This window comes from Geodermatophilus sp. SYSU D00965, assembly GCF_054050075.1.
The window spans coordinates 1-14,056 of record NZ_JBJGYQ010000031.1 but is presented as its reverse complement, the minus strand read 5'-3'; the positions used below and the strand labels follow the sequence as shown (position 1 = coordinate 14,056).

At 73.6% G+C, this 14,056-nt stretch carries 11 protein-coding genes; 4 read left to right on the top strand and 7 right to left on the bottom strand.

The window, feature by feature from the left end; translation table 11 throughout:
* Positions 1 to 10: 10 nt before the first annotated feature.
* From ACI789_RS22520 to glyA, 6 genes are read right to left on the bottom strand one after another with little or no spacing between them, the layout of a single operon-like run.
* Positions 11 to 2,476 (bottom strand): GcvT family protein, encoded by a 2,466-nt coding sequence (locus ACI789_RS22520; RefSeq protein WP_457011705.1) that lies wholly within the window; start codon positions 2,474 to 2,476, stop codon positions 11 to 13.
* Between the two features lie 25 nt (positions 2,477 to 2,501).
* Positions 2,502 to 3,092 (bottom strand): sarcosine oxidase subunit gamma, encoded by a 591-nt coding sequence (locus ACI789_RS22515; RefSeq protein ID WP_457011703.1) that lies wholly within the window; start codon positions 3,090 to 3,092, stop codon positions 2,502 to 2,504.
* Entirely contained in the window at positions 3,085 to 5,955 is a 2,871-nt protein-coding gene (locus tag ACI789_RS22510) for a 2Fe-2S iron-sulfur cluster-binding protein (protein WP_457011702.1), read from the bottom strand. Before ACI789_RS22510 ends, ACI789_RS22515 begins: the two co-directional genes overlap by 8 nt.
* Complete coding sequence (locus tag ACI789_RS22505) at positions 5,952 to 6,230, bottom strand: sarcosine oxidase subunit delta (protein ID WP_457011700.1); 279 nt, start codon at positions 6,228 to 6,230, stop codon at positions 5,952 to 5,954. Before ACI789_RS22505 ends, ACI789_RS22510 begins: the two co-directional genes overlap by 4 nt.
* A 14-nt stretch (positions 6,231 to 6,244) precedes the next feature.
* Positions 6,245 to 7,504 (bottom strand): sarcosine oxidase subunit beta family protein, encoded by a 1,260-nt coding sequence (locus tag ACI789_RS22500; protein WP_456919584.1) that lies wholly within the window; start codon positions 7,502 to 7,504, stop codon positions 6,245 to 6,247.
* A complete protein-coding gene (glyA, locus tag ACI789_RS22495; RefSeq protein WP_457011698.1) occupies positions 7,501 to 8,811 on the bottom strand; it encodes a serine hydroxymethyltransferase in 1,311 nt (436 codons plus the stop codon). Before glyA ends, ACI789_RS22500 begins: the two co-directional genes overlap by 4 nt.
* A gap of 196 nt (positions 8,812 to 9,007) precedes the next feature.
* Between glyA and ACI789_RS22490 the strand changes: the two genes are divergently transcribed.
* The 4 genes from ACI789_RS22490 to ACI789_RS22475 are packed head-to-tail and all read left to right on the top strand — an operon-like array spanning position 9,008 to position 12,518.
* Positions 9,008 to 10,099 carry an S-(hydroxymethyl)mycothiol dehydrogenase gene (locus ACI789_RS22490; RefSeq protein ID WP_457011697.1) on the top strand — a complete coding sequence of 364 codons (1,092 nt, stop codon included), beginning with the start codon at positions 9,008 to 9,010 and terminating at the stop codon, positions 10,097 to 10,099.
* Positions 10,096 to 10,707 carry an MBL fold metallo-hydrolase gene (locus tag ACI789_RS22485; protein WP_457011696.1) on the top strand — a complete coding sequence of 204 codons (612 nt, stop codon included), beginning with the start codon at positions 10,096 to 10,098 and terminating at the stop codon, positions 10,705 to 10,707. The genes ACI789_RS22490 and ACI789_RS22485 overlap by 4 nt, the downstream gene beginning before the upstream one ends.
* Positions 10,697 to 11,614, top strand: a complete 918-nt coding sequence (locus tag ACI789_RS22480) for a methylenetetrahydrofolate reductase (protein WP_457011695.1) — start codon at positions 10,697 to 10,699, stop codon at positions 11,612 to 11,614. The genes ACI789_RS22485 and ACI789_RS22480 overlap by 11 nt, the downstream gene beginning before the upstream one ends.
* Positions 11,604 to 12,518: an MBL fold metallo-hydrolase gene (locus ACI789_RS22475; RefSeq protein WP_457011694.1), complete on the top strand. Its 915-nt coding sequence runs from the start codon at positions 11,604 to 11,606 to the stop codon at positions 12,516 to 12,518. Before ACI789_RS22480 ends, ACI789_RS22475 begins: the two co-directional genes overlap by 11 nt.
* Before the next feature lie 92 nt (positions 12,519 to 12,610).
* Here the strand turns inward: ACI789_RS22475 and ACI789_RS22470 are convergent, their stop codons facing one another.
* A complete protein-coding gene (locus tag ACI789_RS22470; protein ID WP_457011692.1) occupies positions 12,611 to 13,732 on the bottom strand; it encodes an aromatic ring-hydroxylating oxygenase subunit alpha in 1,122 nt (373 codons plus the stop codon).
* Positions 13,733 to 14,056: the final 324 nt, after the last annotated feature.

Sequence of the window (14,056 nt, the reverse complement as noted above, 5' to 3'; positions counted from 1 at the left end):
TGTCCCTCCTTCAGCCGCGGATGCGGGCCATCTCCGGGTCGACGAGCGGCTCGGCGGCGACGGTGGCCGCGATCCGGGTGCCGAAGTACTCGATCTCCACCTGCGTGCCGACGGTCGCCGAGGCGGGCAGCCAGGCGTAGGCGATCGGCCGGCCCACGGTGTGCCCGAAGGCCGCGCTGGTCACGTAGCCGGCCGGGCGGCCGTCGACGAGGACCGGCTCGTGGCCGAGGACGACGCTGCGGCCGTCGTCGATCGTCAGGCAGGACAGCCGGCGGCTGACCGTGTCCGCGCTCTTCCCGGCGAGGGCCCGACTGCCGATGTGGCCCTGCTTCTGCTTGCGGACGGCGAACCCGAGGCCGGCCTCGTACGGGTCGTGCTCGGTGGTCATGTCGTGGCCCCAGGCGCGGTAGCCCTTCTCCAGCCGGAGGCTGTTGAAGGCGGCACGGCCCGCGGCGATCACGCCGAGGTCCTGGCCTGCGCGCCACAGCACGTCCCACAGCCGCCGGCCGGTGTCGGCGCTGGTGTAGATCTCCCAGCCGAGCTCGCCCACGTAGGACAGCCGCATCGCCGTCACCGGCACCCCGCCGATCCGCGCCCGCTTGGCGCGGAAGTACTTCAGCCCGTCGTTGGAGAAGTCGTCGGCGCTGACCCGCGCGACCAGGTCCCGGGCCCGCGGGCCCCACAGCCCGATGCAGCAGGTGCCGCCGGTGATGTCACGGACCTGGACGCTGCCGTCGTCCGGCGCCTCGCGCAGGAGGTGGTCGAGGTCGAGCGGGCCGTTGGCGCCGACCTGGAACAGCTGCTCGCCGAGCCGGGCGACGGTGAGGTCGCTGCGGATGCCGCCGGCCTCGTCGAGGGCGAGGGTGTAGGTCACCGACCCGACGGACTTGTCCATCTCCCCCGTCGTCAGCCGCTGCAGGAGCGCGAGGGCCCCGGGGCCGCTGACCTCGAGCCGCTTGAGCGGCGTCATGTCGTACATCGCCACGGCGGTGCGGGTCTTCCACGCCTCGGCCGCCGCGATCGGGGACCAGAACTGCCCCGCCCACGCGTCGCGCTCCGGCGGCACCCACTCCGCGGGCAGCTCGTCGAGCAGGCCGGCGTTGGCCTCGTACCAGTGCGGCCGCTCCCAGCCGCCGGCCTCGAGGAAGACCGCGCCGAGCTCCTGCTGCCGGGCGTGGAAGGGGCTGACCCGCAGGTCGCGCGGGGACAGGCGGGGCTGCAGCGGGTGGATCACGTCGTAGATCTCGACGAAGTTCTGCTGCGAGGTCTCGCTGACGTACTCCGGGGCGAGCTGGACGTCCTCGAACCGGTGCACGTCGCAGCCGTGCAGGTCGACCTTGCTGCGGCCGTCGACGAGCAGCTGGGCCACCGCCCGGCCGACCCCGGCGGAGTGCGTGACCCAGACCGCCTCGGCGATCCAGAAGCCGGCCACGTCCCGCGACTCCCCGATCAGCGGGCCGCCGTCCGGCGTGAACGAGAAGACGCCGTTGAAGCCCGAGTCGATCTTCGAGGCGCGCAGCGAGGGCAGCAGCAGCTGGCTCTCCTCCCACTGGGCGGCGAAGTCCTCCTCGGTGAACGGCAGCATCGAGGGCATCGACTCCTCCCCGACGCCGTCCCCCTGGGGCAGCTCCCGCAGGTCGACCGGCATCGGCCGGTGGGCGTAGGAGCCGATGCCCAGGGTGTCGCCGCGCTCCCGGTAGTAGAGGTCCTGGTCCTGGTGCCGCAGGATCGGCAGGCTCGCCTCGCCGAGCTCGGTGTTGCGGCCGACCAGGTCGGGCACCTGGCCGGTCCAGACGAACTGGTGGGCCAGCGGCAGCAGCGGCACGTCCATGCCGACCATCGCGCCGAGCTCCTGGCCCCAGAAGCCGGCGCAGGAGACGACGAGGTCGGCGGGGATGACGCCGTCCGGCGTCCGGACGCCGGTGACCCGCCCGCCGGACTGCTCGATGCCGGTGACCCGGGTCGAGCCCTGGAAGCGGGCACCCCGGGCCTCGGCGCGGCGGGCCAGGGCGACGACCGCCCGGGACGCCTTGGCCAGGCCGTCACTGGGGATGTGCAGGCCGCCGAGGATGCGGTCGCGGTCGACCAGCGGGTGCAGCCGCACGCACTCGTCGACGTCGACCACCTGAGCCTCGACGCCCCACGAGGTGGCCCAGCCCTGCTTGCGGTGCAGGTCCGCGAGCCGCTCGGGCGTGGTGGCGACCTCGAGCCCGCCGACCTGGTTGAAGCACCAGGCGCCGTCGACGTCGATGCTCAGCAGCTTCTCGACGGTGTAGCTGGCGAACGCGGTCATCGTCTTGGAGGCGTTGGTCTGGAAGACCAGCCCGGGTGCGTGCGACGTGGAGCCCCCGGTCAGCGGGAGGGGTCCCTGGTCGACGACGGTGACGCGGTCCCAGCCACGGGCGGTCAGTTCGTCGGCCAGGTTGGCCCCGACGATCCCCGCTCCGATGATGACCACACGAGGGGTGCTGGACATTGCTCTGCTCCTGACTGACGGACCGTCAGCGGTCGTGGGTGGGAACGGGGGTGAACTCGAGGGCCGCGTCGAGCAGCCACTCGGCCAGGTAGCCGGCGAAGGACGACCGGACGAGGACGACGACGTCGTCGCCGGTGTCGGAGAGGACCAGCAGGACGACGCCGGCCTGGCCGAGCGTGGTCTGCGCGCTGCTCCCCCGGCCGGCCACCCGCGGGTGCAGGTCGATGGAGCAGCCCTTGGCAAGGACGTCGCGCACCCGGGCCCCCGTCAGGCGGAGGCCGATCCGCTGCGCCGAGACGTCGGTCGCGGACCCGCCGAGCGGGAGGACGGCCGCGCGCACCCGGGCCTCGAGCTCCTCGGGAGCCTCGGTGGTGCTGGTGAGCAGCCACTCGTCCGGGCCGAGCCAGACCGCCCGCCCCGACCCGGCCGGCACCCAGGTGTTGGGCGCCGTCGGCAGGTCGACGCCCAGCGCCGCCGACGCCTCGGGGCCGACCGAGCCGAGCCGGACGTCGACCATCGCCACGTACGGCTCGGCGGCGATGCCGACGGTGTCGGGCAGGCGCTCGAAGGCGCTGCTCCACGCCTCGAGCGGGTGCGTGCGCAGCAGCTCAGCCATCGCGACGGGCTCCTTCGGGATCGACCAGCACCGACCCGGTGACCTCGACCGGGACGAGGGTGCCGTTGACGGGGACGTGGACGGTCTCGCCGATGCGCTCCCGGCCGCCCTTGACCAGCGCCAGGGCGAAGGGGCGGGCGAGCTCGGCGCTGCGGTAGCTGGAGGTGACGTGGCCCAGCATCGGGACCGGCGGGGGCGGCAGCTGGCCGTCCGCGCGGTACTCGACGATCTGCGAGCCCTCCGGCAGCACGGTCCGCCGGTCGACGGGCAGCAGCCCGACCAGCTGCTTGCGCAGCGGGTCGGAGTTGGCCGGCCGCGAGAAGCTGCGCTTGCCGATGAAGTCGGGCTTCTTCTTCGACACCGCCCAGCCCATGCCGAGGTCCTGCGGGGTGACCGTGCCGTCGGTGTCCTGCCCGATGATCGGGTAGCCCTTCTCCGCGCGGAGGACGTGCATCGTCTCGGTGCCGTACGGCGTGATGCCGTACGGGCGGCCGGCCTCGAGCAGCCGCTGCCACACCGCGACCGCGTACCAGGGGTTGACGTAGACCTCGTACGCGAGCTCGCCGGAGAAGCTGATCCGGGCCAGCCGGACCGGCACGCCGTCCAGGGTGGTGTCCCGCCAGGTCATGAAGGGGAACGCCTCGTTGGCGACGTCCACGCCGGGGAACACCGCGCCGACGACGTCGCGGGAGCGGGGGCCGACGACCGGGAAGGTGACCCACTGCTCGGTGACCGAGGTGCAGTGGACCCGCAGGTCCGGCCACTCGGTCTGGACCCACTCCTCCATCCAGTCGAGGATCTTCGCCGCGCCGCCGGTGGTGGTGAGGACCAGGAAGCGGTCCTCGGCCAGGCGCAGCACCGTGCCGTCGTCGATGACCATGCCGTCGACGCCGCACATGACGCCGTAGCGGACCGACCCGACCTTCAGGCTGCTCATCAGGTTGGTGTAGAGCCGGTCGAGCAGGACGGCGGCGTCCGGGCCCTGGACGTCGATCTTGCCGAGGGTGGAGCCGTCGAGGATCCCGACGCCGGTGCGGGCCGCGGCGCACTCGCGGAGGACCGCGGTCTCCATGTCCTCGCCGGGCCGCGGGTAGTAGCGGGGCCGCTTCCACTGGCCGACGTCCTCGAAGACCGCCCCGGCCGCGACGTGCCACTCGTGCAGGGCGGTGACCCGCTCGGGGTCGAAGAGCCGGCCGCGGTCGCGGCCGGCCAGGGCAGCGAAGGCGACGGGGGTGTAGGGCGGCCGGAACGTCGTCGTCCCGGTGTCCTGCACCGGCACCCCCAGCAGCTCGGCCACGATCCCCGAGGTGAGGACGCCGGAGGTCTTGCCCTGGTCGTGCGCGGTGCCGATCGTCGTGTACCGCTTGACGTGCTCGATGGACCGCAGGCCGGCGCCGACCGCGCGGACGATGTCGGCGACCGTCGCGTCGCGCTGCAGGTCGACGAACGAGGTGCTCCCCTCGGCGCCGGTGGTGTCCGGCACCCGCCACAGCACCAGCGGCGGGGTCGGGACGACGGGCTCCGGGGCGGCGGGCAGCCGGTCGTCGTCCGCCGGCGCGATCGCCAGCGCGGACAACGCCGCGCGAGCCGCGCGCTGCCCGTCGGCCAGGCACCCGGCCAGGTCGAGCACGCCGGCGGCCGAGCCGGCCACCGACAGGCCGTCGAGCTCCTCGCCGGGCACGAACGCGCCGAGGCCCTCGTCGTAGCGCAGCCGGCCGCGGGCCTGGCTGAACAGGTGCACCGCGGGGTTCCAGCCCCCGCTCACCAGGAGCAGGTCGCAGGCGATCGCGCTCGCGGCGCCGACCTCCCCGCCCGCGAACGGCGCGACCAGGGCGTGCGTGACCCGCTCGACGCCATGCGTGCCGGTCACGACGGCTCCGGACAGGACGCGGATGCCGGCCTGCTCGCACTCCTCGCGCCGGCGCGGCGAGCCCTCCGGCCGGGCGTCGACCACCGCCTGCACCCGCACCCCGGCGCGGAAGAGGTCGAGGGCGGCGTCGTAGGCGCTGTCGTTGGTGGTGAAGACGACGGCCTCGCGACCGGGCAGCACGCCGTAGCGGTGCAGGAACGTCCGGGCGGCGCCGGCGAGCAGAGTGCCCGGGCGGTCGTTGTCGGCGAACACGACCGGGCGCTCGTGCGCTCCGGTCGCCACGACGACGGAGCGGGCCCGGATGCGCCACACCCGCTGGCGGGACAGGTGCTTGGGCGCGGACGCGCCGAGGTGGTCGGTCCGCCGCTCCAGCGCCAGGACGAAGCCGTCGTCGTAGCTGCCGAAGGCGGTGGTGCGCTGCAGGTGCAGCACCTCCGGGCAGGCGGCCAGCTCGGCGACCGCCGCGGCGACCCACTGCAGCGCCGGAGCGCCGTCGAGCCGGTCGGTGCCCGAGAGCAGCGAGCCACCGGCCTCGGACTGCTCGTCGACGAGGGCGACGCGCGCCCCGGCCCGGGCGGCGCTGAGCGCGGCGGCCAGGCCCGCGGGCCCGGCCCCCACGACCAGGACGTCGACGTGGGCGTGGACGGCGTCGTAGCGCGCGGAGTCGGGGACGTCGGCCAGCCGGCCCTGGCCCGGCAGGCCGTGGGCGACCAGCCCGTCGGCGAGCTCGACGGTGGAGGCCAGCAGCATCGGCTCGGGGAAGGGCTCCTCGATCTGCACGAGGCCGCCCGGGTCCTCGGCCCACGCCGCGGCGATGCCCCGGGGGCGGCCGAGCTTGATGCTCGTGGCGACCTGGTGCCGGCCGTTGGCGAGCAGCGCCGAGGCCAGCGTGTCGCCGGGGTGGCCGGGGAGGGTCTGCCCGTCGAAGGTGAACTCGACGGTGGTGGTGCGGTCGATGCGGCCGCCCTCGGCGGTGCGGAACGGGCTCGTCATGGGGTCACCGGCTTGGGGTCGTCGAGGCGGTAGACGCGCTCGAAGCGGTAGGTGGCGGTGTCGCGGACGGCGTTGAACCAGCGGCGGCAGCCGGCGCTGTGGTTCCAGCGCTCGGCGAAGCGGCCCTTGGGGTTGGCGCGGAAGAAGACGTAGTGCGCCCACTCCTCGTCGGAGAGCTCCGCCGGGTTCTCCGGGTAGGGGACGTGGGCCTGGCCGCCGTAGGAGAACTCGACCTCCTCGCGGGGGCCGCACCACGGGCATGCGATGAGTTGCACGGGGACTCCCTGGGTCAGTGGGCGACGGCGGCCGCGCCGTGCTCGTCGACGAGCGCGCCGGTCACGAAGCGGTCGAGGCTGAACGGCGCCACGGTCGGGTGCGGTTCGTCGTGGGCGATGGTGTGCGCCAGGGCCCAGCCGATGCCGGGGGTGGCCTTGAACCCGCCGGTGCCCCAGCCGCAGTTGAGGTAGAGGTTGTCGTAGGGGGTGCGGCCCACGATGGGCGAGGCGTCGGGGCTGGTGTCGACGATGCCGCCCCAGGTGCGCAGCAGGTGCGCCCGCGCGAACACCGGGAACAGCTCGACGGCGGCGGCCATCTGCCGCTCGATGACGTGGAACGCGCCGCGCTGGCCGTAGCCGTTGTAGGAGTCGACGCCGGCGCCCATGACCAGCTCGCCCTTGTGCGCCTGGGAGACGTACACGTGGACGGCGTTGGACATGACCACCGTGGGGTGCACCGGCTCGAGCAGCTCGGAGACCAGGGCCTGCAGCGGGTGGCTCTGCACCGGCACCCGGATGCCGAGCATGTCGGTGAGCACGGAGGTGTGGCCGGCCGCGCACAGGGCGACCCGGCCGGCGGCGATCGTGCCGCGGGTCGTCTGCACCCCGGTGACCCGGTTGCCGTCGGTGGCGAAGCCGGTGACCTCGCAGTCCTGGATGAGGTCGATGCCCGCCTCGTCGGCCCGGCGGGCGAAGCCCCAGGCCACGTAGTCGTGCTTGGCGATCCCGGCGCGCGGCTGGTACGTCGCGCCCAGGACCGGGTAGCGGATGTCGGTCGAGGTGTTCACGACCGGGCAGACCTTGCGGACCTCGTCGGGCTCCAGCCACTCCGCGTCGACGCCGTTGAGCTTGTTGGCCTCGACCCGGCGCACGCTGTCGCGGACGTCCTGCAGGGTGTGGGCGAGGTTGAGCACGCCGCGCTGGCTGAACAGGATCGGGTAGCCGAGGTCCTCCTCGAGCCCCTCCCACAGCTTGAGCGCGTGCTCGTAGATGGCCGAGCTCTCGTCCCACAGGTAGTTGGACCGGATGATCGTGGTGTTGCGGGCCATGTTGCCGCCGGCCAGCCAGCCCTTCTCCAGGACGGCGACGTTCGTGATGCCGTGGTTCTTCGCGAGGTAGTGCGCGGTGGCCAGGCCGTGTCCGCCGCCGCCGACGATCACCACGTCGTAGGAGCGCTTCGGCTCCGCGTCGCGCCAGAGGGCGTCGGGGTGCTCCGGCAGGTCCGCGCCGGGGGTGCGCGGGGTGCGGGGGGCGTGGGAGGAACCGAGGCTCATCGGGGGACCTCCGTCAGGTCGGGGTAGAGCGGGTGGCGGTCGGCGAGCCGGGTGACCCGCGCGCGGAGCTCGGCGAGCTCGTCGTCCCCGGTCGAGGGCCGGAGCGCCGTGGCGATGACGTCGGCCACCTCGGCGAAGTCGTCGAGGTCGAAGCCGCGCGCCGCCAGCGCGGGGGTGCCGATGCGGACGCCGGAGCTGACCATCGGCGGGCGGGGGTCGAAGGGCACCGCGTTGCGGTTGACGGTGATGCCGATGGAGTGCAGCCGGTCCTCGGCCTGCCGGCCGTCGAGGGCCGACTCGCGCAGGTCCACCAGGACGAGGTGCACGTCGGTGCCGCCGCTGACCACGTCGATGCCGGCCTCGCGGGAGTCGGGGGCCAGCAGGCGCTCGGCCAGGATTCGGGCGCCGGCCAGGGTGCGCTCCTGGCGCTCGCGGAACGCGGGCTCGCCGGCCAGCTTGAAGGCGACGGCCTTGGCGGCGATCACGTGCTCGAGCGGGCCCCCCTGCTGGCCGGGGAAGACCGACGAGTTGAACTTCTTGGCCAGCTCCGCCGTCGCGAGGATGACGCCGCCGCGCGGGCCGCCCAGCGTCTTGTGGGTGGTCGAGGTGACCACGTGCGCGTGCGGCACGGGCGACGGGTGCAGCCCGGCGGCCACCAGCCCGGCGAAGTGGGCCATGTCGACCATCAGGTAGGCCCCGGCCTCGTCGGCGATCCGCCGGAACTCGGCGAAGTCCAGCTGGCGGGGGTAGGCCGACCAGCCCGCGACGATGAGCTTGGGCCGCCGCTCCTGCGCCAGCTTCTCCACCTCGGCCATGTCGACCCGGTGGTCCTCGCGGCCCACGTGGTAGGCGGCGACGTCGTAGAGCTTGCCGGAGAAGTTGAGCTTCATGCCGTGGGTCAGGTGACCCCCGTGGGCCAGGTCCAGGCCCAGGATGGTGTCGCCGGGGTCGAGCAGGGCGGACATCGCCGCGGCGTTGGCCTGGGCACCCGAGTGCGGCTGGACGTTGGCGTACTCGGCGCCGAACAGGGCCTTCAGCCGGTCGATGGCCAGTTGCTCGATCACGTCGACGTGCTCGCAGCCGCCGTAGTACCGCCGGCCCGGGTAGCCCTCGGCGTACTTGTTGGTCAGCACCGAGCCCTGGGCCTGCATGACCGCCACGGGGGCGAAGTTCTCGCTGGCGATCATCTCCAGCGTGGTCTGCTGCCGGGTCAGCTCGGCGGCGATCGCGTCGAAGACCTCCGGGTCGGTGTCTCCCAGCGATCGGTCGAGCACGCGGTCCGCGACGGCTTCAACCTGGACGACCATGCCGGGGTCCCTTCTGTCATGAATCAGTGCGTGGGACTGGTATATCAGTCGTGCAACACCGTAGGGTGGCGCTCGGGCGGGGGTCAAGGGTTCAGCGGAAGCGATGTGACCCGGGTCTCCCCGGGGTCGGCACCGGTCCCCCGGACCCCGGCCGCGCGCCGTCCCACACATCCCCCACGAGAGGAGATCCGTCGCCATGGCCTACGAGGTGAAGGGCGTCGTCGCCCGCAGCAAGGGCGCCCCGGTGGCCGTCGAGACGATCGTCGTCCCCGACCCCGGTCCGGGCGAGGCCGTCGTCGACGTGCAGGCCTGCGGGGTCTGCGCCACCGACCTGCACTACCGCGAGGGCGGGATCAACGACGAGTTCCCGTTCCTGCTCGGCCACGAGGCCGCCGGCGTGGTCTCCGCCGTCGGGAAGGGGGTCACCGACGTCGCGGTCGGCGACTTCGTGGTCCTCAACTGGCGGGCGGTCTGCGGCCAGTGTCGCGCCTGCCTCAAGGGCCAGCCGCAGTACTGCTTCGACACCCACAACGCGGCGCAGAAGATGACCCTCACCGACGGCACGGAGCTGTCCCCGGCGCTGGGCATCGGCGCGTTCGTGGAGAAGACGCTGGTCCACTCCGGCCAGTGCACCAAGGTCGACCCGGCCGCCCCGGCGACCGCCGCGGGGCTCCTGGGCTGCGGGGTGATGGCCGGGGCCGGGGCGGCGATGAACACCGGCGCGGTCCGCCGCGGCGAGAGCGTCGCCGTGTTCGGCTGCGGCGGCGTCGGGAACGCCGCGATCGCCGGGGCCAAGCTGGCCGGCGCGACCACGATCGTCGCCGTCGACATCGAGGACCGGAAGCTGGAGTGGGCGAGGCAGTTCGGTGCCACCCACACGGTCAACTCGCGGCAGACGGACGCGGTCGAGGCGATCAAGGGCCACACGAACGGCTTCGGCGTGGACGTCGCGATCGACGCCGTCGGCCACCCAGCGGTGTTCGAGCAGGCCTTCTACGCCCGCGACCTGGCCGGCCGCGTCGTGCTGGTCGGCGTCCCGACCCCGGACATGACGATCGAGCTGCCGCTCATCGAGGTCTTCGGCCGCGGCGGCGCGACGAAGTCCTCCTGGTACGGCGACTGCCTGCCCAGCCGCGACTTCCCCATGCTGGTCGACCTGTACCTTCAGGGCCGCTTCCCGCTGGACCAGTTCGTCACCGAGGCCATCGGCCTGGACGACGTCGAGGAGGCGTTCGACAACCTGCGCCGGGGCGAGGTGCTGCGTTCCGTGGTGGTGTTGGACAAGTGAGCGAGCGTGCGAGCTCACCGAGGTACAGCACGGCTGCGCGAGTCGACCGACTGGTCACTTCCGGTGCCGACGGGCAGGCCGAGACCAACGTCTGGCTGGTCGGGGACGATGACGAGGTGCTCGTCATCGATGCCCCGCACGACGCCGCCCCGATCCTCGAGGCGGTCGGCGGGCGGACGGTGACGGCGATCGTGCTCACCTCCGGGCACGGCGCGCAGGCCAGCGGCGCCGTGGCCCTGCGCGAGGCCACCGGCGCGCCGATCTGGCTCAACCCCGCCGACCTCGAGCTCTGGAGCGCCGTCCACCCGGGTGCGCTGCCCGACTCCGCGGTCGGCCACTGCACGCCCTTCTCCGTGGCCGGGACGCTCCTGCTCTCGATGCACACCCCGGGCCACAGCCCGGGGGGCACCTCGCTCTACTCGCGGGACCTGGGCACCGTCTTCACCGGCGGCACCCTGCCCGGGGCCGCCGGGCACTCCGCCACCGACGCGCCGACCCTGCGCAGCTCGGTCCGCTCGTGCCTGCTGACCCTCCCTGCGGACACGGTGGTCATGCCCGGTCAGGGCGAGGACACCACCATCGCCGCGGAGGCGTCCCGTGTGCGTTGAGGTCCCCGGCCCGAGCCGGGTGACCCCGGACGACGGCCGGCCGGCCCGGGGGCGGGCCCGGGCCGCGCTGGCCCGGGCGCTGCGCGAGGCCAGCTACGAGGTGCTGCCGCTGCGCGGCGCCGAGGAGTCGGTCGTCGAGCACGTCCCCCGGACCGTGCCCCTCACCGTGACGGTGACCGAGGCCAAGGGCCTGACGCCCACGCTGGAGCTGGCCGAGCGGCTTTCCCGCCAGGGGTTCGCGGTCAGCCCCCACCTGGCCGCTCGGCTGGTCCGCGACGCGGCGCACCTGACCGACGTCGTGGCACGGCTCCGCGACGCCGGCGTCGACGGCGTGTTCGTCGTCGGGGGTGACGCCGCCGAGCCCGCCGGGTCGTTCCCCGACGCGCTCAGCCTGCTCGAGGAGCTGGAGACCGCCGGCCGCCCCTTCCGGCACGTGGGGATCGGTGGCTACCCCGAGGGCCACGGGCACATCAGCGCGGAGCTGATCGAGCGGGCGCTGGAACGGAAGGCGCCGCACGCGACCCACGTCATCACCCAGCTGTGCTTCCACCCCGCGACGACGACGGCCTGGGCGCGCCAGGTGCACGAGCGCGGCGTCGCCCTGCCGATCCGGGTCGGACTCCCCGGCGCGGTGACGCGGCAGAAGCTGGTGCGCATCTCGGCCGGGCTCGGTCTCGGCCAGTCCGCCCGCTTCCTCGCCAAGCAGCACAGCCTCTTCTGGCGCTTCTTCCTCCCGCACGGCTACCGGCCCGACCGCCTGGTCGAGCGCCTCGCGCCCGCCCTCGGGCAGCCCGGGCACGGCCTGCAGGGCCTGCACTTCTTCACGTTCAACGAGGTGGCGCGGACCGAGGCCTGGCGGCGGGCGTGGCTGGCCCGCCTGTCGGACGCCGGGTGCGATGACCGGTGAGCGCAGCGCGGCCGGATCCGACCTGGACGTGTCGTACGGGGCCGTCACCGTCCTCGGCTCCCCGGAGGCAGGCCGCTACCCCGCCGGCAACTCCCTGCTGATCCGCGGGACGCGGGGCACCGTGCTGGTGGACCCCTCGCTCGAGGTCCACCGGCGCGGCGGGGCGCCCGGCAACGTGGACCTGGTCGCCGTCAGCCACGCCCACGAGGACCACCTGGCCGGGCTGCACCTGTTCCCGGACTCCCCGGTCCTCGCCCACCCGGCCGAGGTCGGCGCCGTCCGCTCCCCCGACGTCCTGCTGGCCGGGTTCGGGATGGGGCCCCGCGAGTCAGGGGACGTCGCGGAGGGGCTCCGCGAGACCTTCCACCTCGCCGAGCGCCGGGACGTCAGCACGTTCGACGACGGCGACGTCCTGGACCTCGGCGGCCGGACCGTGACGGTCCTGCACCTGCCGGGGCACACAGCGGGCCACTGCGGCTTCCTCGTCGAGCCCGACGGCTTCCTGTTCCTCGGGGACGTCGACCTCACGTCGTTCGGCCCCTACTACGGCGACCTGTCGAGCAACCTGGAGGACTTCGCGGCCTCGATCGCGCGCCTGCGCGACGTCGAGGCCCGCTGGTACGGGACCTCCCACCACGTCGGCGTGGTCGAGGGCCGCCCGGCCTTCCTCGCCGCGCTGGACCGGTTCGCGGCGGTCATCCGCCGTCGGGACGACGTGCTCCTGGAGCTGCTCCGGCAGCCGCGGACCCTCGAGGACGTCGTCGCCCACCGGCTGGTGTACCGGCCACACGTGCAGCTGCCGCTGGTCGACGCGGTGGAACGGCGCACCGCCCGCCTGCACCTGGAGCGGCTGGTGCGCCTGGGCGCCGTCGTCGTCACCGACGACGGCTACCTCGCCGTCTGAGCGACGCGGTCCCGCGGCGCGCCGGTGAGCGCGCCGCGGGACCGGGTGGACGGGGGCACTCCCGCCCCCGGCGGGGGCAGGAGGCCCTCCCATCAGCGGGCCAGGCGCTGCGTCAGCCAGTCGTGGAAGGCGCCGATGTGGTGCTCGGAGGGCACCAGCACGCCGCCCTTGGCGTAGGCCCGGGAGGACATGGCCGGCTGGGTCCGCTCGCAGGCGGCGAAGTCCTGCTCGTTCACGCGGTGGAACAGCTCCACCGACCGCGACACGTCCCGGCCCGACTCGACGACCTCGTGGGTGTACAGCCAGTCGCACTCCACGATCGTCCGGTCGACCGAGACCGGGAACATGCGGTGGAAGATGACGTGGTCGGGCACCAGGTTGACGAAGACCGTCGGCTTGACCGTGATGGCGTAGTAACGGCGGTCCTGGTCCTCGTCGACGCCCGGCAGCCGGTCGAAGCCCTCGCTGCCGTCGACGGTGAAGCCCTTGACGTCGTCGCCGAACTCCGCGCCGTGCCCGACGAAGTACTGCGCCGCGTAGCCGTCGGCGAACTCGGGCAGCACCTCGGTGAGCTCGGGGTGGATCGTCGCGCAGTGGTAGCACTCCATGAAGTTCTCGATGATCAGCTTCCAGTTGGCCTTGACGTCGTAGGTGACGCGGCGGCCCACGGACAGCGAGTCGAGGTCGTAGTGGTCGATCGCCTCCACGCTGCCGAGGCGCTCGACGATCTCGCCCATGACGCTGTCCTCGAAGGACGGGGGCTCCTTGGCCAGGCACACCCACGCGTAGCCCAGCCACTCCCGCAGCGCCACCGTGACCAGGCCGTACTCGACCCGGTCGATGTCGGGCATCTTGGTCAGGTTGGGGGCCGCGATGAGCTTGCCCTCGAGGTCGTAGGTCCACGCGTGGTACGGGCACCGGAAGGCGCGGTTGGTCGCGCCCGAGTCCTCCGTGCAGATCTGCGCACCGCGGTGCCGGCAGATGTTGAGGAACGCGCGCAGTTGCCCGTCCCGGCCGCGGACGACGAGGACGCTCTCGCTGCCCACCTGGACCTTCTTGAACGAACCGGGCTTGGCCAGGTCGCTGGACCGCACCACGCAGAACCACATGTCCTCGAAGACGTGCGACTGCTCCAGCGCGAAGACGGTGGGGTCGGTGTAGTAGTGGCCCGGCAGCGTGGAGATGAGGCTCGCGGGCTGTTCGGTGGTGGTCATACGGCACCTCGGGGTTCCGTCGGCGATCTGCGGGACGCCGGAAGTCGGACAACACAGGTCTGCGACTAGCCACGGTCGTCGTCCGCCAGCGAGCTCAGGACGACCGGTGTGTTGCACATTACAGAGCGCGTCGCGCTCTACGCAACAACCTGACGGCGCAATCGCGCCCGGAGACGTGTCACGAGGGCTGCGGCGGCGACGGGGTGTGCACGCGACGCGGATGTGCGGTCGCGGGGGGGGGGGGGGGGGGGGGGGGGGGGGGGGGGGGGGGGGGGGGGGGGGCGGGGGCGGCGGGGCGGGGGGGGGGGGGGGGGCGGGGGGGGG

What these genes read in the sequence shown, in the direction of transcription:
- ACI789_RS22520 (WP_457011705.1), bottom strand. Translation starts at nt 2,476, where the DNA reads ATGTCCAGCACCCCTCGTGTGGTCATCATCGGAGCGGGGATCGTCGGG.
- ACI789_RS22515 (WP_457011703.1), bottom strand. Translation starts at nt 3,092, where the DNA reads ATGGCTGAGCTGCTGCGCACGCACCCGCTCGAGGCGTGGAGCAGCGCC.
- ACI789_RS22510 (WP_457011702.1), bottom strand. Translation starts at nt 5,955, where the DNA reads ATGACGAGCCCGTTCCGCACCGCCGAGGGCGGCCGCATCGACCGCACC.
- ACI789_RS22500 (WP_456919584.1), bottom strand. Translation starts at nt 7,504, where the DNA reads ATGAGCCTCGGTTCCTCCCACGCCCCCCGCACCCCGCGCACCCCCGGC.
- glyA (WP_457011698.1), bottom strand. Translation starts at nt 8,811, where the DNA reads ATGGTCGTCCAGGTTGAAGCCGTCGCGGACCGCGTGCTCGACCGATCG.
- ACI789_RS22490 (WP_457011697.1), top strand. Translation starts at nt 9,008, where the DNA reads ATGGCCTACGAGGTGAAGGGCGTCGTCGCCCGCAGCAAGGGCGCCCCG.
- ACI789_RS22475 (WP_457011694.1), top strand. Translation starts at nt 11,604, where the DNA reads ATGACCGGTGAGCGCAGCGCGGCCGGATCCGACCTGGACGTGTCGTAC.
- ACI789_RS22470 (WP_457011692.1), bottom strand. Translation starts at nt 13,732, where the DNA reads ATGACCACCACCGAACAGCCCGCGAGCCTCATCTCCACGCTGCCGGGC.